This window comes from Geothrix terrae, from assembly GCF_022808775.1.
Taxonomy (GTDB): domain Bacteria; phylum Acidobacteriota; class Holophagae; order Holophagales; family Holophagaceae; genus Geothrix; species Geothrix terrae.
In genome coordinates this window covers 36,784-54,816 of sequence record NZ_JAKZLA010000002.1, presented here as the reverse complement: position 1 = coordinate 54,816, position 18,033 = coordinate 36,784, and the positions used below count along the sequence as shown (strand labels likewise).

Genomic DNA, 18,033 nt, shown 5'->3' with positions numbered 1-18,033 from the left:
CCCTCCAGGCTATCGCCCCATCCGGGATGGACGAAGGAGGAATCGCGAAGTCCTTGACGCTCTGCTGTTATTTCAAGATCGCAGCCAGGCGGATCGTCAATTCCGGCTGATCCGGGTCGTCGGTGGCCAGGGACAGGACCTCGCTGTACCGGCCCGCCTTCAGGGAAGCGGGCAGCACCACGGACAGCTCCTGGCTGGCGGAACGCTGGCCCAGACCCTCCACCCGGACGCCCGTGAGGGAGCAGCGGCTGCCGGTGACGCGGAAGGCGCGGCCGTCCGCCTGCTTGAGGGCGATCTTCTGCCGCAGCTCGCGGCCTGCGGCGTCCTGGAAGACCAGCTCGACCGGCGTGGCCTGGATCGAAGGCTTCAGCTCCCACTGGATGTTCAGGCCCATCTGGCTCATGCGGGGGTTCGTGAAGTGCACCGTGGCCTGCTCCACGCCGCGGAACCGGCCGGCGGGCACCTTGCGGCCGTCGAAGGCGACTTCCAGCACCAGGTCTTTGCCCTCCTGCCGGTAGGCGAAGGCGAGGAAGGGGGCGCCGGGGGCCTTCACGTCCACGATCTGGACCGGTTCGCCGCTGCCGCTGGCGTAGCGGACGAGGCTGCGCGAGGTTGAGGACTTGGGGGCGTTGTGGAAGTAGACGGATTCGACGGAGGGCATGATCTCCTGCACCACCTCCGCCTCGAGGGTCAGGCTGGTGGCCGGGGTCTTCGGGTCGTTGCAGACCACTTCGATGGACTTGCGCACGCCGCCCTTGAGGCCCCGGGGATCGAAGGTGGCCTCCAGGTCGGTGCTCTCGCCCGGGGCGATGGACCACTTGCCGATGACCGTGGCCGTGCAGCCGCAACTGGGCCGCACCTGGGTGATGCTCAGGACGGCGTTGCCGGTGTTGGTCACGCGGTACTTCGCGGCCACCTTCCGGTCCGGCGTGATGCGGCCGAAGTCATGGTGGGTCTTGTCGAAGTGGATGGCGGGGGCCTGGGCCATGAGGGTGACGGCGGCACAGGCAAAGAAGAGGCGGCGGAGCATCGGGACCTCGTCGGGAAGAGTTGTGATTCTATCCGCAGATCAGGTCGCGGAGGGCGGCCCAGACCTGATCCGGTCCGATCCCCGCGAGACAGGGGTGGCCGGGGGTGAAGCAGTCCCGCTTGAAGCAGGGGGCGCAGGGGACGCCATCCTTGCGCAGGCCGCGGCTCTCCGGTCCCCAGGGGGTGGATCCGCCGGGGTCCGTGGCGCCGTAGAGGGCCAGCACCGGCGCGCCGGTGGCGGCGGCAAGGTGGCTGAGACCGGAGTCGTTGCCCAGCACCGCCGCGGCGCCGCGCATCCAGGCCGCGGCCTCCTTGAGGGTGGTCTTCCCGCAGAGGTCCAGGCCTTCCTCACCGGCCACCGCCGCGCAGGTGGAGGCCTCGTCCGGCGAGCCCAGCACCGCCACGGCGTAGCCTTCGGACCTGGCCTTCAGCAACAGGGTCCGGTAGTGCTCCACGGGCCAGGCCTTGGAGGGCCAGGTGGAGCCGGGCATCAGGCAGAGGTAGCGTTCCGCCGGCTTGTCGATGGCCACCTGCGGATCGAAGTCCGCGTAGGGCATGGGGGGCAGGTCCGGCCAGCGCCGCTTCAGCACCGCGTGGTAGCGCAGCAGGAAGGGGCCTTCCGCGTCCCAGAATGGGCCGCTGTGGGTGTTGAAGGGGCCGGCCAGGCTCTCGTCCACGCCGATGCGCTCGGGCACCCGGGCCAGCCAGGCCGCCAGGGCGGGCCGCAGGGACTTGGGGAAGTGGATGCTGCGGGCGGCGCGGTGCTGCCTCAGGGTGCGGGCCATGGCGAAGGGGCCGGGCTTGCCTTCGTCCGGCAGCGCTGCGTCGCAGAACCACGTATCCGCCACCAGGCCCACGGTGGTCTTCGGCCCCCAGACGACCAGGGGCCCGGCGTCGATCTCCCGGAGCAGGCGCAGCACGGGCAGCTGCATGGCGGCGTCGCCCACGAACCGCGGGAAGCGCACCCAGGTGGCGTGGTCGGGGATCACGAGGGTCATTTCCGCGGCTCCAGCGGGGCTCGCCGCCGGGGACTACCCCCCGATCGCACCGCGCCCCGCGCGGTGCTCCCGCTCCCGCTGCGCCTCCATCTGACGGACAGCGCCCCGCGCTGTCCTCCCGCTCGTTCCTCGCGGAGGTGGAGCCTCTGGCTTGCGATCGCGGAGGGGGCCCCGTCATCGCCCACGAACCGCGGGAAGCGCACCCAGGTGGCGTGGTGGTGGATCACAGCCATGCCGCCACCGCATCGCGGAACTTCGCCGCGGCATCGTAGTCCCGGGTGAGGGCCGTGCCGAAGGCGTGGGCCTTCGCGCGCTGGGCTTCCCAGGCCGCGGGATCCGCCAGCAGGGGGGCGATCCGGGCGGCGGCGGCGCGAAGCAGGCCGTCCTCGATGGCCTTGCGGTCGTCGGGCTTGGAGATGAGAAAGCCGCCCTCGCCGTCCTTCAGCATGGTCCCGATGCCGCCCACGGTGGGCGCCAGCACGGGCACGCCTCGCTCCAGGGCCTCGATGAGGGCCAGGGGGAAGAATCCCTCGTTGCGGCTGGTCATGACGTAGAGGTCCAGGGCCGCGAAGGCGGGGGAGAGGTCCTTGAGCGGGCCCGTGCGGGTGCAGTGGTCGAGCAGCCTCTCGTCCTCCAGCGCGTCCTGGATCTCCTGGGCGTAGGCCTGGTCTTCCCGGCCCGCCAGCAGCAGGTGCAGTGGATCTGGCAACTGCTCTCCCAGCCGGGCGGCGAACCGGATCACGTCCGCGGTCGCCTTCCGGGCATCCATCTGCCCGGCGTACCCTACCACCACCGCGTGTTCCGGTACGCCCAGCGCGATGCGCGCCGTGCGCCTCGCCTCCGCGCCCACAGGCTCCACCACCGCACGCGGATACAGGGGGTGGATGATGCTGCACGGGGCGGTGCCGAGGTGCTGCCGTACCGCCGCGGTGAAATCGTAGGTGCAGATCCACCGGTCCACGAGGTTCCGCACGCCGCGGTACTTGCGCAGGTGGCGCTCGTAGTGCTCGTGCAGGGTGAGGACGGTGGGGATGCGCACGCCGAACCGCGCCAGCCAGGGCAGGGCCCGCTGCACCCCCTTGTGGTTGCAGAGCACCAGCAGGTCCGGCCGGGTCCGGCGCAGCCAGCGGAAGGCGCCCAGGGCACCGGGGAGGTGGAGCACCTCGGCCACGTTCGGATTCCGTTGCCGCAGCTCGGGCTCGATATCGCGCTTCCCGGGCTCCTTCCGGAAGATCACACTGACCTTCACCGGCAGCCCCGCCAGGGCCGCCACCTGCTCCAGGAGCACCCGCTCGCCCCCTCCGAAGGACAGTTTCCGGTGCGCGAACACGACGTGCTTCACGGGACTCCACGAAAGGGTTCAAGATAGGGTAACTGACCTAACGCGTCACTTCTTCAGGTTGCCATGTCCCTCGCCTCGACCCAACGGATCCTGCTGGTGGAGGACGAACCCGGCCTTCGGGAGGTGCTGACCCTGGCCTTGGAGGGGGCCGGCTTCAAGTGCGAGGCCGCTTCGGGCATCGAGGAGGGGCGGCGGGCCCTCCGGGAGACCACCTTCGACGGCGTGCTCTCGGACCTGAAGCTGAAGGACGGCTCCGGCATCGAGCTGCTCTCCTGGATGAAGGAGCAGGGCCTGGAGACGCCGGTGGTGATCATGACCGCCTACGCCACCACGGAGACCACCGTGCAGGCCCTCAATCAGGGCGCCGTGGACTTCATCACCAAGCCGTTCAAGCACGAAGAGCTCATCGGTACGCTGAAGGGCCTGCTGGCCGCGGCCGAGCCCGAAGCTCCGCTGCCGCAGGATCTGGGAGAGCTGGTGGGCGTGGGCCCGACCATGCGGAAGATCAATGCCCTCATCGGCAAGGTCTCGCGCGCCGACACGACGGTGCTGCTCACCGGCGAGAGCGGTACGGGCAAAGAGGTGGTGGCCCGGCTCATCCACCGCTATTCCGACCGCGCCAAGGGCCCCTTCATCCCCGTGAACTGCGGGGCCCTGCCCGAGGCCCTGCTGGAAAGCGAGCTGTTCGGCTTCGAGAAGGGAGCCTTCACCGGGGCCGGGGCCATGAAGCGCGGGCTCTTCGAGGAGGCCGGCGGCGGGATCCTCTTCCTGGACGAGATCGGCGAGATGCCGCTGCCCTTGCAGGTGAAGCTGCTGCGGGCCCTGCAGGAACGGCGGGTCCGCCGGCTGGGGGCCACGGAGGAGCGGCCCGTGGACGTGCGCGTCATCGCCGCCACCAACCGGGATCTGCGGGCCCGGGCCGAATCCGGGGCTTTCCGCGAGGATCTCTTCTACCGGTTGAACATCCTCCAGATCGAGCTGCCGCCTCTGCGGGAGCGCCTGGACGATCTGCCCATCCTCGCGGAGCATTTCATCCGCCGCTTCTGCCAGAAGCTGGGCAAGCCGCCCATGCAGCTCCACGCGGACACCATGGCCCAGCTCCTGGCCTACCGGTTCCCGGGCAACGTGCGGGAGCTGGAGAACCTCATGGAGCGCTGCGTGGCGCTCAACGCCGGTGGGCCCATCACCCGGGACCTGCTGCCGGACGGCTTCGGCCAGGCTGGCGTCAGCGAAGCCGCGGGGCGCCCGGCTCCCCTGACCATCCCCCCGGACGGCTTCGACCTGGAGGCCTGGATCAACGCCCTGAAGGGCCACTTCCTCAAGCGCGCCCTGGAAGAAGTGGGCGGAGTGAAGACCAAGGCGGGCAAGCGGCTGGGCATGAGCTTCCGGGCCTACCGCTACTGGCTGGCCGAACTCGGGGGCCTGGAGGCCCTGTCCCAGGATTTCCCCTGGCCTGCCGACTTCCCCCCCGCCCCGGTGGACGAAGGCGGCGGAACCGAGGGCGGCAAGGACGCATGATGCCGATGGATCCTTGCTTTTTCAGCCATTTCTGGCACACTGTAACGCTCGGATGCGCCGCAGACGAGCCCTCACCCCGGACCCTCCCATGACCCCGACCCACGCCTGCCGACGAGACCGCGGATTCTCCCTGCTGGAGCTCCTGGTGGCGATGATGATCATCGCCGTCCTGGGCACCCTCGGCTTCTCGCAGTACAAGAAGCACTCCGCCCAGGCCCGGTACCTCAAGGCCCAGGACGACCTCAAGATCGTGGCCGAGGGGCTCGACCAGTACTACCTCAAGCACGGCCGCTTCCCCGATTTCGGCAGCTTCGACGCCATGGTGGACGGCAACTCCTCGCTGGTGAAGGAGAGCCTCATCAAGGTGGGCATGGCCGCCCAGGACCCCTTCGGCCAGCCCTACGAGGGCAAGTCCAGCCGGGCCACCTACGAACTGAAGTGCGCCGGCGACCCTGGCAACCAGGAGGACGCCGGTCCCATCGTCCGGACCCCCGGCCAGGTGACCGGTTCCTCGCCCGTCAGCGGGGCGGGCAGCGCGGCGGCGCCCAAGGCGGATGCCCCGGCCGCCGACACCGGAGCCGGCAAGTGATCGATCTCCACAAGCTGCCCCTGGAGGGCCTCCGCCTGAACGGCACCACCGACGCGGTGGCGCTGGAGGGTGGCGTCTCCCTGCGGGACCTGGCCTGGTCGGTGTTCGCGCTGGCCTCGGACGGCGATGTCTTCCTCGAGGTGAAGGGCCAGGCGGTATGGCAGGGGGCCTGCAGCCGCTGCCTCGCGCCCCTGGACCGGCCCATCTCCGTGGAGAGCCAGTTCCTGGGCAGCAAGGATCCCGACCTGGTGGGCCGCGGCTCCCATACCCTGGGCTCCCAGGACCTGGACGTGGTCTTCCTGCCGGAGGACACGCTGGACGAGGCCGAGCTGGTGCGGGAGCAGTTCGAGCTCCAGGCCCCCATGCACCCCCTCTGCGCCGAGGACTGCAAGGGGCTCTGCCCCACCTGCGGCAAGAACTGGAACAAGGGCCCCTGCCAGTGCCCGACCGGATCCGCGCAGGCCCCCTCCGCCCTCAACCAGGCCCTCACGAAGGCCCTGGCGGGAATCAAGCTGGACCCGGAATCCTGAAACCCTTAACCTGGAACTTTGCGTTTTCCCCCTAGGAGCAAGCCATGCCGAATCCCAAGCGCCGCCATTCCAAGGCCCGCCGCGACCGCCGGCGCACCCACGACGCGCTGGAGGCCATGAGCGCCAGCACCTGCCCCAACTGCCAGACCCCCAAGCTGCCCCACCGCGTGTGCCCCAGCTGCGGCTTCTACCGCGGCAAGCTGGCCGTCCGCGTCGCCGAGAACGCCTAAGAGCCGTCCGGTGGACGGTCATCGCATCGCATTGGACGTCATGGGGGGCGACCACGCTCCCCATGCGACGCTGCTGGGCGCCCGGGAGGCCCTCCAGGCCTGGCCGGGACTCTTCCTCCTCCTCGTCGGGGATGAGGCGGTGCTCCGTCCGCAGCTGGCCCGCCACGGCTTCACGCCGGAGCTGATGGCCCGCGCGGAAGTGGTCCATGCCTCCCAGACCGTGGTCATGGAGGACAAGGCCACCAGCATCCTCAAGGAGAAGAAGGACAGCTCCATCCGTGTCGCCGCCCAGCTCGTCCGCGAGGGGCGGGCCCACGGCGTGGTGTCCATGGGCCACACGGGGGCGGCCATGGTGGCCTCCAGCCTCGTCATCGGCAAGCTCGAGGGTGTGGACCGGCCGGCCCTGGCCAGCGTGATGCCCAACATGAAGGGTGGGCCCACGGTCCTGCTGGACGTGGGCGCCAACGTGGACTGCCGGGCGGAGCACATCGCCCAGTTCGCCGTGATGGGCTCGGTCTACGCCGAGGAAGTACTCGGCCTCGAGCGGCCCCGCGTGGGCATCCTCAGCGTGGGCGAAGAGGACGGCAAGGGCACCGACGTGACCAAGGACGCCTCCGCCATGCTCCGCGAGATGGAGATCCGCTTCGAAGGCAACGCCGAAGGGCGGGACATCTGGAACGGCAACTTCGACGTCATCGCCTGCGACGGCTTCGTGGGCAATGTGGTGCTGAAGTCCAGCGAGGCCCTGGCCGAGGGCATCATCAGCGGCCTGCGGGACAGCTTCATGGAATCGCCCATCACCAAGCTGGCGGGCCTTCTCGCGAAGCCCGCCATGAAGCGGTTCAAGCAGAAGCTCGATTACGCGGAGTACGGCGGCGCGCCGCTGCTGGGCGTCAAGGGCGTGAGCATCATCGGCCATGGGCGCAGCGACCACAAGGCCGTGCGCAACGCCATCCGCGCGGCCTTGCGCGCCGCGGAGCACCGTCTCCACGAGCGCATCCAGGAGCGCGTGGCCATGCTCCTGCCTCAGGACTGATTCAAGGGCAAAAGCATCCACCACGAAGACAGGAAGACCACGAAACAAACCCTCTCCTTCGTGGTCTTCCTGTCTTCGTGGTGAATCCGTTTTCTAGGTTTGAGGTTGGAGGTTGTCATGAGCAAAGTGGCGTGGCTGTTTCCGGGGCAGGGCTCGCAGGCGGTGGGCATGGGCGTGGCGCTGGCGGAGGCCGAGCCGGCGGCGCGGGCCGTCCTCCAGGACGCGGACGCGGCCCTGGGTTTCCCGATCTCGAAGCTCATGGCCGAGGGGCCGGAAGACACGCTGAAGCTGACGGAGCACACGCAGCCCGCCATCCTGACCCACAGCACCATGGTGGTGCGCGCCTGGGCCCACCGCCTGCCGAAGCCCGATTTCGCCGCGGGGCATTCCCTGGGCGAGTACAGCGCCCTCGTGGCGCTGGGCGCGCTGGGCTTCCAGGACGCGGTCCGCACCGTGCGCGAGCGCGGCCGGGCCATGCAGGAGGCCGTGCCCGTGGGCGTGGGCGCCATGGCGGCCATCCTGGGCATGAGCCAGGCGGATGTGGAGGCCAGCTGCGCCGAGGCCGCCGCCGCGACCGGGAAGATCGTGGTGCCCGCCAACTTCAACGGTCCCGGCCAGATCGTCATCGCCGGCCACGCCGAGGCCGTGGACGCGGCCCTGGAGGCCGCCAAGACCCGCGGCGGGCGCAAGGCCATGAAGCTGCCGGTGAGCGCGCCCTTCCATTCGCCCCTCATGGAGCCCGCCCAGGCTCGCATGGAACCCATCCTGCGGGGCCTGACGTTCAAGGCGCCCATCTGCCCCCTGGTGAACAACGTGGACGCAGCCGCGATCTCAGAACCCGAGGCGCTGCGCAATGGCCTGGTGCGCCAGATTCCCGGCGCCGTGCGCTGGCAGGCCACCCTGGACCTGCTGCTGGACCAGGGCGTCACCTCCTACTTCGAGCTGGGTCCGGGCAAGGTCCTGGCGGGCCTGGTGAAGCGGCAGGCCAAGGAGCGGGGCCTGGAGGTGACCGCGCTGAGCCTTGGCGCCCCCGAGGACCTCGCCCAGCTGGGCTGACACCGCAATGGCAGGGCCTTCCCGCCGGGAAGGTGTGATGAAAAGCAATGCCCCCCGGGGGTAGGGTGGATGGAACGACACTGCGTCTTCCAGTGGGCGGCGGCGGGCGGCGGAATGTGGCCCGGTGCTGCGCACATCACCCTCAGTCCGAGGTGCCCATGCGCAAGGATCTTGTCTTCGGAATGGCCGGTTCAGGAGGCGATGGCATCGTCTCTGCCGGCGACTCCCTTCTCCAGGCTGCTTCGGCGGAGGGTTATCACGGCGTGATGACCAAGAGCTTCGGCTCCCAGATCCGCGGCGGGGAGTCCTCCTGCCGCGTGCGCATCAGCACGGACCCGGTCCTGAACCCCGGCGGCAACCTGGACGTGGCCGTGGCCCTGAACTGGGAGGACTTCCTCAAGTTCGGCGCCGAGCTCCCCGTGGCCGGCACCACCGTGGTGATCTACGAGGCCGCCACGGGCGTGCCCGAGAACCAGATCCCCCTGGTGGGCGTGACGCCCCTGCAGGTCATCGCCGTGCCCATCGCCGCCATGGCCAAGGAGACTGCCGGCACCGAGCGCGCGAAGAACACCGTGGTGCTGGGCCTCATCGCCGGCTGGTTCGGCATCGGCGGCGAAGCCGTGATGAAGGGCATCTCGAAGAAGCTGGCCAAGAAGAGCCAGGAGCTCGTCGAAGCCAACCAGAAGGCCTTCGACGCGGGCGTGGCCTTCGCGAAGTCCCATCCGCTCAAGGCCGACATGACCGTCGTGCCTTCCTCGAGCAAGGGCGCCGTGAAGCTCCTGACCGACGGCAACGACATGTGCGCGGCCGCCGCCCTCTTCGCCGGATGCCAGTTCTTCGGCGGCTACCCGATCACGCCCTCCACCGAGATCATGCAGTTCTTCACCAACCACGTCTGGAAGTACGGCGGCGCCGTGCTGCAGGCAGAGGACGAGATCGCGGGCATCGGCTCCGCGGTGGGCGCCTCCTTCGCGGGCAAGAAGGCCATGACCGCCACCAGCGGCCCCGGCCTCTCCCTGAAGTCCGAGATGATGGGCCTCGCCAGCATCGCCGAGCTGCCGCTCGTGATCGTCGATGTGCAGCGCGGCGGCCCCTCCACGGGCCTGCCCACCAAGACCGAGCAGTCCGACCTCTTCGCGGCGGCCTTCTCCGCCCACGGCGACGTGATCCGCCCCGTGCTAGCCCCCACCTCCGTGGCCGACATGTTCCGCACCACCGTGGAGGCCTTCAACATCGCCGAGTACTACCAGACGCCGGTGATCATCCTCTCCGACCAGGAGATCGCCTCCCGCAAGGAGACGCTGGATCCCATCGACACCAGCCAGTTCAAGATCATCAACCGCCTGGTCCCCACCGGGGCGGACCTGCAGGACTACAAGCGGTTCAAGCAGACCGAGAACCACATCAGCCCCATCAGCCATCCGGGCATGCTGGGCGGCACCTACCTGGCCTCCGGCATCGAGCACGTGGAATCCGGCGCGCCCACGAACAGCGGCTCCGTCCACCAGCGCATGAACGACAAGCGCATCAAGAAGCTGGATCCCCTGAAGGAGCGCAAGGACCTCTTCGAGATCACCGGCAACCCCGACGCCCCCCTGGCCCTGGTGGCCTGGGGCAGCGTGGCCGGCGTCTGCCGAGAGGCGCTGCAGATGGCCCAGGCCGAAGGCCTGGACGTGAAGCTCATGGTGCCCTACCTGCTCTACCCGGTGGCCGAGCAGACCTACCGCGACTTCTTCGCCTCGGTGCAGAAGGGGCTCGTGGTCGAGCAGTCCCACCTGGCCCAGACGTTCAAGGTGCTGCGCATGCACCTCGACCTGCCCAAGGGCCTGCAGTCCCTGGCCCGCAGCGGCGCGAACCCCTTCCTGCCCGGCGAGATCGTCGCGGCCCTCCACCATCTCCTCTCGGAGCTGCAGCGCAGCCACGAGGGCAAGCTTCAGCCCCAGGAGTGAGGTCGATCATGAGCGCCACCTGCGAATTCCAAGCGAAGGACTACAAGAGCGACCTGAAGCCCATCTGGTGCCCCGGATGCGGCGACTACTCCGTGGTGCAGGGCATCTACCGCGCCCTGGCCGCCATCGGACGCCCGCCCCATGAGGTCGCCTTCATCTCGGGCATCGGCTGCTCCAGCCGCATCCCGGGCTACACCACGGCCTACGGCTTCAACACTGTCCACGGCCGGGCTCTGCCCATCGCCCAGGGCATCAAGCTGGCCAACCCCGACCTGCTGGTGCTGGCGGCGGGCGGCGACGGCGACGGCTTCTCCATCGGCGGCGGCCACATCGCCCACCTGATCCGCCGCAACATCGACATCACCTACATCGTGATGGACAACCAGATCTACGGCCTCACCAAGGGCCAGCTCTCGCCCACCTCCCAGAAGGGCCGCACCACCTGCACCTCGCCCTACGGGAGCCTTGAGAACCCCGTCAATCCGCTCCTCTACGTGCTGGCCTACGGCGCGGGCTTCGTGGCCCAGGCCTCGCCCACGGACCTGGCGGGCATGGCCGCCACCCTCGAGGAGGCCATCCGCTACCCCGGCTTCGCCTTCGTGAACGTCCAGTCCCCCTGCGTCACCTACGGCGAGGAGGCCCAGCAGATCAAGGGCCTCAAGGCCATCAGCGAGAACCTCGCGGCCATCGGCCACAACCCGGCCGACCGGCTGGCGGCCATGGACCTGGCCCAGCACTACGGCGAGAAGCTGCACCTCGGCGTGTTCTACAAGAACCCCGAGCCGCCGCCGACCTATGACGCCCTGATCCGCGAGCGTCAGGCCCAGTTGTCCCAGGGCGCCCTCCCCAAGGAGCGCATCCTGGATCTCTTCATCAAGAAGTGACGGGAGGCCCCATGGCCGCACGGATCGATTTCGCCAGCCTGAGCCTGATGGATGCCCTCGATCTGGCGGTCCTGATCGAGGACGAGGCCAAAGAGCGCTACGAGGAATTCGCAGCGCAGATGGACCAGCACCGGACGCCGGATGCCGCCAGGTTCTTCCGCCTCATGGCGGTGAACGAGGCCAAGCACGGACAGGAGCTGGCCGATCGCCGGAGCCAGCTGTTTGATGGTGTGACGCCCACGATCACCCGGGCCATGGTCTTCGAGGTGGAGGCCCCTGACTACGACCAGGCCCGGGCCTTCATGAGCCCGCGCCAGGCCATGAAGGCGGCCCTGGCCTCCGAGGTCAAGGCCCACGCATTCTTCGTGGCGGCCCTCCCAGCCCTGAAGGATGCGCGAGTCCGCGCCCTCTTCGAAGAGCTCCGCGACGAGGAGGTGCAGCACCAGGCCCTCGTCAAGGCCGAGCTGGCCAAGCTCCCTCCGGACAGCGGCCTCTCCGACGACGATTTCGTCGACGAGCCTACAGCTCAATAGACTCCTCGTCCGGCCCGCGCCAGACCTCCATCAGCACGAAGGCCGCCGCGGCCAGGTAGGCCGCGGCCAGCAGTCCCAGGGCCACCCAGGGCGCCCACGCGGTGCCCGGGTGGCCCTGGCGCATCCACCAGAGGGTGGCGTCGAACAGCACGGCCACCGCGCAGCCCCCCATGAGGAGGTGGCGGCCCGGCCAGGTGATCCGCCGCAGGTAGAGGACCGCCACCGCCAGGAACACCAGGGGGAAGGCGGCGAGATGCAGGCCGCGGGCGCCGATCGTGGCATAGAGGCTCTCCGAGGTCTCCTCCAGGGCCAGGGGCCGAAGGTCCTCGTAGCTCGTGAGGCGCGGGTACTGGCCGCCATCACCGTGGCAGCTGGCGCAGTTGTTGGCGACGATGGCCTCCACGGGCGCGAACCCCTCCCGCGTGGCGCCCCCCTGCACCCAGGTCCGGAAGACCGCGACCTGCGCGGGGTTGGTGTTGGGCGCCATGACGCCCTCCAGCACGGTGATCAGGCGGGACCGGGCCGGGGGTGCGGCCGCCGCCGGTCGCTCCTGCTTCGCGGCGAAGGCCAGACCGCCGGCGAGGAAGGCGCCCAGGGCCAGGACGACAAAGGTGGCGAAGGCGCGTTCCGAGGAGGGCAGGGTTCGCAGGGACATCCGCCCATGGTACCCGCTCACTCCAGGGGCATGTCGCCGCTGGCGAGGCTCCGCCGCATGAGGAATAGCAGGGGGAAGAGGCAGAAGCAGAGGATGCCCATGAACCAGAAGGTGTCCGCGAAGGCCATCATGGTGGATTGCCTCACCACGGTGCCGTAGGCGGCGCCCTGGGCCATGTGGGCGGCGTCCGCCGGCGACAGCCCCCCGCGCAGGACGCCCAGCTGGGTGGTGCGGTCCAGGAAGCCCTGATAGGCCGGGTTCCCCGGCGCCAGGTGGCCGATGAGGTTCGCCTGATGCACCTGGGACCGGCGGGCCAGCATGGTGGTGGCCAGGGCGATGCCCGTGCTGCCGCCGATGTTGCGCACCAGGTTCATGAGGCCGGTGGCGTAGGCCGTCTTCTCATGGGGGATGTGCTGGAAGGCGGAGACGTTGATGGGGATGAAGAGGAAGGCGAAGCCGAGGCTCTGCACCACGCGCGACCACATGGCCGTGCGGAAGTCCACCTGGAGGTTGAAGCCCGCCATCTGGATGAGGCCCAGGCCGCAGGTGAAGAAGCCGATGCCGATGAGCCAGCGGGTGTCCACCTTCTTCAGCAGCATCGCCACCACCGGCATCATCAGCATGATGGCCAGGCCGCCGGGGCTCAGCACCCAGCCGCTCAGCAGGGCCGTGTAGCCCAGCAGGGTCTGGAGGAAGATGGGCAGCAGGGCCAGGCTGCCGTAGAGCACGAAGCCCAGCACGAAGAGCATGAGGATGGACACGGCGAACGTGCGGTCCTTCATCAGCCGGAAGTCCACGATGGGCCGCGTCTTGCGCAGCTCGTAGAGGACCGCGAACACCAGGGCCACCGCGGCGATGATGGCGAAGAAGACGATGAAGTTCGAGGAGAACCAGTCCTTGCGCTGGCCCTCGTCCAGCACGATCTCCAGCGAGGCCAGGCCCAGGGTGAGGACGCCGATGCCGAAGTAGTCGAACTTCGCGCCCTCCTTGAGCGAGATGCGGGGGAAGGTCGGGGGGTCCTGCACCAGGGCGCTGGTGAGCGTGAAGGACAGGAAGCCCACGGGGATGTTGATGAGAAAGATCCAGTGCCAGCTGAAGTTGTCCGTGATCCAGCCGCCCAGCACCGGCCCGATGATGGGTGCCAGCACCACGCCCATGCCGTAGACGGCCATGGCGGCGCCGCGCTTCTCGTGGGGGAAGGTCTCGACGAGGATGGCCTGGGAGATGGGCTGCAGGCCGCCGCCGCCCAACCCCTGGAGCACCCGGAAGAAGATGAGCCAGCCCAGCGAGGGTGCGATGCCGCAGAGCAGCGAGGCGACCGTGAAGGTGGTCACGCAGGTGAGGTAGAACCGCTTGCGGCCCATGAGGCTGGAGAAGTAACCGCCCAGGGGCAGCACCACGGCGTTGGCCACCAGGTACGAGGTCAGCACCCAGGTGGTCTCCTCCACCGTGGCGGACAGGTCCCCCGCGATGTGCGGGAGCGCCACGTTCGCCACGCTGGTGTCGAGGACCTCCATGAAGGTCGCGATCATCACCGTGAGGGCGATGATCCAGGGGTTGATGCGGCGGTGCTGAGTCACTTCACGATCACCGTGGCTTCAACGTTCATGCCAGGGCGCAGGACGACCTTCTGAGCTTCGGATTCGTCGATGTGGATCTTCACGGGGATGCGCTGGACGACCTTCACGAAGTTGCCCACGGCGTTCTCGGGGGGCAGCAGGCTCATGCGCGAGCCGGTGGAGCCGGCGATGGAATCCACGTGGCCCTTGAGCACCATGCCGTTCATGTCCACCTTGACCTCGGCCTCCTGACCGGGCTTCATCTTCGCGAGCTGGGTCTCCTTGAAGTTGGCCGTCACCCAGGTCTGGTGCAGCGGGATCAGCGTCATCAGGCCCTGGCCCGGCTGGATGGTCTGCCCGGCCTCCACGAACTTGCGGGTCACGACGCCATCCACCGGCGCCAGGATCTTCGTGTACCCGAGCTGCAGTTCCAGTCCCTCCTGGCCGGCGCGGGCCTGCTCCACCTGGGCCTGGGCCGACGCCAGGCGGGCCTCGGCCGCGCCCATGGCCACGCGGCGGATGTCCGCCTCGCGCTGGAGGGAGCCCAGCTTCTGCTGGGCGGCGCGCCAGTCGCCGTCGGCCACTTCGGCCTGGGTGCGGATGCCGTCGAACTGCTGGGCGGAGATCTCCTCGCGTTCCGCCAGGGGCTTCATGCGCTGGACGTCCATCTTCGCTTTGTCGAGGCTGGCCTTCTTGGAATCCAGGTTGGCCTTGGCCGTCTCCAGGTCCGAGCCCTTGGCCTGCTGGAAGGCCACCCGGGCCCGCTCAAGATCGGCCCTGGCGCCTTCGACCTGGGCCTTGGCCTGGGCCAGGGCCGCCCGGGCCTGGTCGAGCCGGGCCTGGATGTCGCGGGGATCCACGACCACCAGGGGGTCGCCGGCCTTCACGGCCTGGTTGTCCTCCACCAGCACCTTGTCCACGGTGCCGTAGACGCGGCAGGAGACCGGCACCAGGTGACCGTCCACCTGGGCGTCGTCCGTGCTCATGCGGTTGCGGGTGTAGAGCCACAGCCCGCCGCCGAGGAGGAGCACGATGGGCGTGCCGATGAAGAGGGCCCGCATGGCCTTGGAGATGCCGGCGGCTGCGGCGCCGCTGGGGGTGTCCGTCACGGGGGAAGCATCTTGGTTCATGGGTGTCTCCATCAGCGGGCGAAGGTCTGTTCAAGCTGGCCGGTGGCGCGGGCCAGGTCCACGCGGGACTGGTTGAGGCGGTAGAGGGCGTTGATCTGGTTGTCGTTCGCGCGGGCCAGCTCGTCCTGGGCGTTGATCACTTCGATGTTGTTGCTCACGCCGGCTTCGAACCGGTGCCGGGCCTGGGTGAGGGCCTCGGTGGACAGGCTCACGGCGAGGTTGGCGACCTCCACCTCGTGGGTCGCGGCTTCCAGCTCGGCCTGCGCCACCTGGACTTCGTATCCCACCTGGGCGCGCACCTCGCGACGTGCTTCCTGCACGCGGGCCTGCTCGGACTTGGCGCGGGACACATGGGAGGACACCAGGCCGCCCGTGAAGAGGGGCACGCGGAGGCCCAGCGAAATCTGGTAGGTGTGGGTCCAGGACTCGGACTGGAGGCCCGTGGTGCCGTAGGTCCCGCTGGCGACGAGGGTGGGCAGACGGAGGCCCTGGGCGGCCTGGCGCAAGTTCTCGGCGGCCTTTTCGCGGGCATCGAGGGCCGCGAGCTCCGGGCGCTGGGTCAGGCCGGCCTGGTAGGCCGCCTCGAAGCCGTCCGTGGGCAGGGCGGGCGCCGAGAGGCTGTCGGCCAGCTCGATGCGGGTTCCGGGTGTCAGGTCCAGCAGCCGGCCCAAGCCGGCCAGGGCGGTGGTGCGCTGGGTCTGGGCCTGGATGAGGCGCTGGCGCTCGGTCTGCAGCTGCACCTGGGACCGCAGCGTATCGAGCCTGGTGCCCACACCTTGCTTCTGCTGGTTCTCGGCCAGCTTGGCCAGGGCTTCCGCCAGCTCCACGCGGGATTCTCCCGCCTTCACCGAGGCCGCCGCGCGCAGCGCGTGCAGGTACTGGCCCACCACCAGGGCGGCGATCTCCTCGCGCACGGCGCGGCCCTGGGCGCGGGCGGCGTCTTCCGCATGGCGGGAGGCCCGCCACTTCTTCCAGAGGCTGAGGTCGAACAGGGAGACCTGGGCCTCCACGCCCACCTGGCCCCAGTTGTATGGACCCACCACCTCGGGTCCACCGGGCTGCGGCAGGCCCATCAGCGCGTCCAGGTTGTACTTGTTGCGCTGGCCGAAGGCCTGGGCGCTCACCTGGGGCATGAGGGCCGCGGCGGCCGCCCGGCGGTCATCCCCGCTCTCGGCGATGGTCAGGAGCGACTGCTGCAGTCGAGGATTCTGCTCCAGGGCGGTCTTGAGGGCCTGGGCCAGCGTGAGCTGCACGGTGGGGTAGGCGCTGACCGGCGCCGCCGTGGTGGAGGAGGTGGCGGGAGGAGGAACCTGGGTCCAGGCGGTGCCAGCGGTCAGCAGGGTGAGGGAGAGCACCCGGCCCCGGCCGAGGGCACGGGGGGCGCCAATGGTCCAGGAGCGGGCCCAGGAGCTGGCCCGGGAGCTGGTGCGGGACATGCGAACCTCCATCTGTCTCGAAAAAACGCGTGTGCCGGTCATGAGGGCAGCTCGCTGTTGGCGCGGATCCGGTTCAGGAAACCCTTGAGCTGGTCCAGCTCTTCCCGGGAGAAGCCCTTCAGGTGGGCGTTCAGCACCTTGATGGCCACCGGGGGCAGATGGGGCAGCAGGTCGTGGCCCGCCTCCGTCAGCTCGAGGAGGGTGATCCGCCGGTCCTTGCTGCTGGGAACCCGGCGGATGAGGCCCTTCTCCTCCAGGCGGTCCAGCATGCGGGTCATGGAGCCGGTGTCGCAGTGGCCGAAGCGGCAGAGCTCGGCGGCCGTGGAGGCGCAGCCCCGGGCGATGCGCATGAGGATGACCCACTGCGCGCCGGTGATGCCCATGCCCTGGCTGGCCAATTCCTCATCGAATCCGGTCAGGATCCGCCGCGAGATGTCCGAAATCAGGCGCCCCAGGCTTTCCTCCGGCTGGTAGTTCTCGGGGGTGTACAGCGGCTCGGTGTTCTCGGGTTCGACAGGCATGGCGACGTCCTGATTGAGTGCCTAAGCAATTACTGCCAGAGCAGCAATCTTGGGGACCTCAGGAACTTCCGTCAACTGCCTGGCCCTTCTGCGGGTGCCTCCGAAGGAAGTGGCCCAGTGTGGAAAGTTATGTTTTTGCGTCTTGTTATCAAATTTGTGGTGGCAAAAAACAGGCTCGAAAAAAGAGCGGAAAACGAACCGTGCCCTCCTCTTCCGCCCTCGATGGGAGGACCATGGAGGCCTTCGCAGGAGGTTGCCATGGTTCGCGCACCCTTGCTCAAGCGGGTCCTGCCTGCCGCCCTGGTCGGCGCCCTGCTCGGGGGCGGTCCCCTCGTCCCCCAAGCCACGTCTGCGTCGGGTCCCGGCGGGCTTCTGGCGCTGCCCCCGCCCGCCACGGGCACCGTCCCGCTGGACGCCGCCCTCCGGGAACGACGCACCACGCGCGCGCTGGTGGGCCCGGCCCTCTCCCTGGCGGAGGCCTCCCAGCTGGCCTGGAGCGCCCAGGGCGAGAACCGCCCGGGGCGGCGCACGGTGCCGAGCGCCCATGCGAGCTATCCCCTGGGCCTGTACCTCGTCACCGAGGGAAGCCCCACCTTGGGGGCCGGCACCTACCGCTATCAGCCGGGCGCGCATGGGCTCAGGAGCTCAGGGCCCAAGGGCGTGGCGGCCCTGTTCGGCCCCATCCGCGCGATGCAGCCCTGGATCGTCAAGGCGCCCGCGGTCTTCGTGGTCACGGGAAGGCCCTTGAAGATCTCCTCGCGCGAGCCGGCACCCAGGATGGACTACACCTTCTGGGAGGCGGGCGCGGCGTCCCAGGCCCTGCTGCTGCAGGCCGCGGCCCTCGGCCTCGGGGCCGGCGTGGCCTCCGGCGCGGATCTGGCCGCGGTGGGTGCGGCCCTGGGCCTGGACCCGGAGGAGAAGGCGCTCATCCTGCTGCCGGTGGGACGCCTGAAAGGGAAGTGATCTCCAGCGAACCTTCATCCCCGCTGGCCCATTGAAGGGATGGGCCCACGCTTCGTTTACCCTGGACCGAGGGAT

At 69.3% G+C, this 18,033-nt stretch carries 18 protein-coding genes; 10 read left to right on the top strand and 8 right to left on the bottom strand.

All coding sequences use genetic code 11. The features are described 5' to 3' along the window. Positions 1 to 67: 67 nt before the first annotated feature. From MLE42_RS03340 to MLE42_RS03330, 3 genes are all read right to left on the bottom strand, one after another. Entirely contained in the window at positions 68 to 1,030 is a 963-nt protein-coding gene (locus tag MLE42_RS03340; protein WP_243286470.1) for a DUF1573 domain-containing protein, read from the bottom strand. A 28-nt stretch (positions 1,031 to 1,058) separates the two neighbouring features. Beyond that, a complete protein-coding gene (locus MLE42_RS03335) occupies positions 1,059 to 2,027 on the bottom strand; it encodes a glycosyltransferase family 9 protein (protein WP_243286469.1) in 969 nt (322 codons plus the stop codon). 223 nt (positions 2,028 to 2,250) lie between these two features. After that, on the bottom strand, positions 2,251 to 3,369 hold the full coding sequence (locus MLE42_RS03330) for a glycosyltransferase family 4 protein (protein ID WP_243286468.1): 1,119 nt from the start codon (positions 3,367 to 3,369) through the stop codon (positions 2,251 to 2,253). A gap of 63 nt (positions 3,370 to 3,432) precedes the next feature. On the opposite strand from MLE42_RS03330, the gene MLE42_RS03325 reads away from it, so the two are divergent. The 9 genes from MLE42_RS03325 (at position 3,433) to MLE42_RS03285 (ending at position 11,694) form a co-directional block, all read left to right on the top strand. Beyond that, positions 3,433 to 4,887, top strand: a complete 1,455-nt coding sequence (locus MLE42_RS03325; RefSeq protein ID WP_243286467.1) for a sigma-54-dependent transcriptional regulator — start codon at positions 3,433 to 3,435, stop codon at positions 4,885 to 4,887. 88 nt (positions 4,888 to 4,975) lie between these two features. Beyond that, complete coding sequence (locus tag MLE42_RS03320; RefSeq protein ID WP_243286466.1) at positions 4,976 to 5,476, top strand: type II secretion system protein; 501 nt, start codon at positions 4,976 to 4,978, stop codon at positions 5,474 to 5,476. Beyond that, the gene (locus tag MLE42_RS03315) at positions 5,473 to 6,006 is read left to right on the top strand and encodes a YceD family protein (protein WP_243286465.1); all 534 of its coding nucleotides are present in this window, start codon (positions 5,473 to 5,475) and stop codon (positions 6,004 to 6,006) included. The genes MLE42_RS03320 and MLE42_RS03315 overlap by 4 nt, the downstream gene beginning before the upstream one ends. A gap of 44 nt (positions 6,007 to 6,050) precedes the next feature. Continuing rightward, the gene (gene rpmF, locus MLE42_RS03310; protein ID WP_243286464.1) at positions 6,051 to 6,236 is read left to right on the top strand and encodes a 50S ribosomal protein L32; all 186 of its coding nucleotides are present in this window, start codon (positions 6,051 to 6,053) and stop codon (positions 6,234 to 6,236) included. Positions 6,237 to 6,246: 10 nt separating this feature from the next. After that, positions 6,247 to 7,272 carry a phosphate acyltransferase PlsX gene (gene plsX, locus MLE42_RS03305; RefSeq protein ID WP_243286463.1) on the top strand — a complete coding sequence of 342 codons (1,026 nt, stop codon included), beginning with the start codon at positions 6,247 to 6,249 and terminating at the stop codon, positions 7,270 to 7,272. Between the two features lie 117 nt (positions 7,273 to 7,389). Then, positions 7,390 to 8,328 (top strand): ACP S-malonyltransferase, encoded by a 939-nt coding sequence (gene fabD, locus MLE42_RS03300; RefSeq protein WP_243286462.1) that lies wholly within the window; start codon positions 7,390 to 7,392, stop codon positions 8,326 to 8,328. 158 nt (positions 8,329 to 8,486) lie between these two features. After that, positions 8,487 to 10,277, top strand: a complete 1,791-nt coding sequence (locus MLE42_RS03295; protein ID WP_243286461.1) for a 2-oxoacid:acceptor oxidoreductase subunit alpha — start codon at positions 8,487 to 8,489, stop codon at positions 10,275 to 10,277. Between the two features lie 8 nt (positions 10,278 to 10,285). Continuing rightward, positions 10,286 to 11,161, top strand: a complete 876-nt coding sequence (locus tag MLE42_RS03290; protein WP_243286460.1) for a 2-oxoacid:ferredoxin oxidoreductase subunit beta — start codon at positions 10,286 to 10,288, stop codon at positions 11,159 to 11,161. 11 nt (positions 11,162 to 11,172) lie between these two features. Beyond that, positions 11,173 to 11,694, top strand: coding sequence for a ferritin-like domain-containing protein (locus tag MLE42_RS03285; protein ID WP_243286459.1), 522 nt, complete (start codon positions 11,173 to 11,175; stop codon positions 11,692 to 11,694). Here the strand turns inward: MLE42_RS03285 and MLE42_RS03280 are convergent. Genes MLE42_RS03280 through MLE42_RS03260 form a run of 5 tightly spaced genes read right to left on the bottom strand, consistent with a single transcriptional unit; the run spans position 11,681 to position 16,995 of the window. Continuing rightward, complete coding sequence (locus tag MLE42_RS03280) at positions 11,681 to 12,349, bottom strand: c-type cytochrome (protein WP_243286458.1); 669 nt, start codon at positions 12,347 to 12,349, stop codon at positions 11,681 to 11,683. The two genes, MLE42_RS03285 and MLE42_RS03280, sit on opposite strands and share 14 nt — an antisense overlap. A 17-nt stretch (positions 12,350 to 12,366) precedes the next feature. Beyond that, a complete protein-coding gene (locus MLE42_RS03275) occupies positions 12,367 to 13,929 on the bottom strand; it encodes a DHA2 family efflux MFS transporter permease subunit (protein WP_243286457.1) in 1,563 nt (520 codons plus the stop codon). Beyond that, complete coding sequence (locus MLE42_RS03270) at positions 13,926 to 15,038, bottom strand: HlyD family secretion protein (protein WP_243286456.1); 1,113 nt, start codon at positions 15,036 to 15,038, stop codon at positions 13,926 to 13,928. Before MLE42_RS03270 ends, MLE42_RS03275 begins: the two co-directional genes overlap by 4 nt. 11 nt (positions 15,039 to 15,049) lie before the next feature. Beyond that, entirely contained in the window at positions 15,050 to 16,474 is a 1,425-nt protein-coding gene (locus MLE42_RS03265) for a TolC family protein (protein WP_243286455.1), read from the bottom strand. Between the two features lie 38 nt (positions 16,475 to 16,512). Beyond that, entirely contained in the window at positions 16,513 to 16,995 is a 483-nt protein-coding gene (locus tag MLE42_RS03260) for a MarR family winged helix-turn-helix transcriptional regulator (protein ID WP_243286454.1), read from the bottom strand. Positions 16,996 to 17,253: 258 nt separating this feature from the next. Here MLE42_RS03260 and MLE42_RS03255 point away from each other — a divergent pair, with 258 nt between their 5' ends. Further along, a complete protein-coding gene (locus tag MLE42_RS03255; RefSeq protein WP_243286453.1) occupies positions 17,254 to 17,958 on the top strand; it encodes a nitroreductase family protein in 705 nt (234 codons plus the stop codon). The last annotated feature ends 75 nt before the right edge of the window (positions 17,959 to 18,033 follow it).

Coding starts and splice junctions, on each gene's coding strand:
- MLE42_RS03320 (WP_243286466.1), top strand. CDS start 4,976: ATGACCCCGACCCACGCCTGCCGACGAGACCGCGGATTCTCCCTGCTG.
- MLE42_RS03340 (WP_243286470.1), bottom strand. CDS start 1,030: ATGCTCCGCCGCCTCTTCTTTGCCTGTGCCGCCGTCACCCTCATGGCC.
- MLE42_RS03285 (WP_243286459.1), top strand. CDS start 11,173: ATGGCCGCACGGATCGATTTCGCCAGCCTGAGCCTGATGGATGCCCTC.
- MLE42_RS03260 (WP_243286454.1), bottom strand. CDS start 16,995: ATGCCTGTCGAACCCGAGAACACCGAGCCGCTGTACACCCCCGAGAAC.
- MLE42_RS03290 (WP_243286460.1), top strand. CDS start 10,286: ATGAGCGCCACCTGCGAATTCCAAGCGAAGGACTACAAGAGCGACCTG.
- MLE42_RS03265 (WP_243286455.1), bottom strand. CDS start 16,474: ATGTCCCGCACCAGCTCCCGGGCCAGCTCCTGGGCCCGCTCCTGGACC.
- MLE42_RS03280 (WP_243286458.1), bottom strand. CDS start 12,349: ATGTCCCTGCGAACCCTGCCCTCCTCGGAACGCGCCTTCGCCACCTTT.
- MLE42_RS03295 (WP_243286461.1), top strand. CDS start 8,487: ATGCGCAAGGATCTTGTCTTCGGAATGGCCGGTTCAGGAGGCGATGGC.
- MLE42_RS03255 (WP_243286453.1), top strand. CDS start 17,254: ATGGTTCGCGCACCCTTGCTCAAGCGGGTCCTGCCTGCCGCCCTGGTC.
- MLE42_RS03335 (WP_243286469.1), bottom strand. CDS start 2,027: ATGACCCTCGTGATCCCCGACCACGCCACCTGGGTGCGCTTCCCGCGG.
- MLE42_RS03270 (WP_243286456.1), bottom strand. CDS start 15,038: ATGAACCAAGATGCTTCCCCCGTGACGGACACCCCCAGCGGCGCCGCA.
- MLE42_RS03325 (WP_243286467.1), top strand. CDS start 3,433: ATGTCCCTCGCCTCGACCCAACGGATCCTGCTGGTGGAGGACGAACCC.
- fabD (WP_243286462.1), top strand. CDS start 7,390: ATGAGCAAAGTGGCGTGGCTGTTTCCGGGGCAGGGCTCGCAGGCGGTG.
- rpmF (WP_243286464.1), top strand. CDS start 6,051: ATGCCGAATCCCAAGCGCCGCCATTCCAAGGCCCGCCGCGACCGCCGG.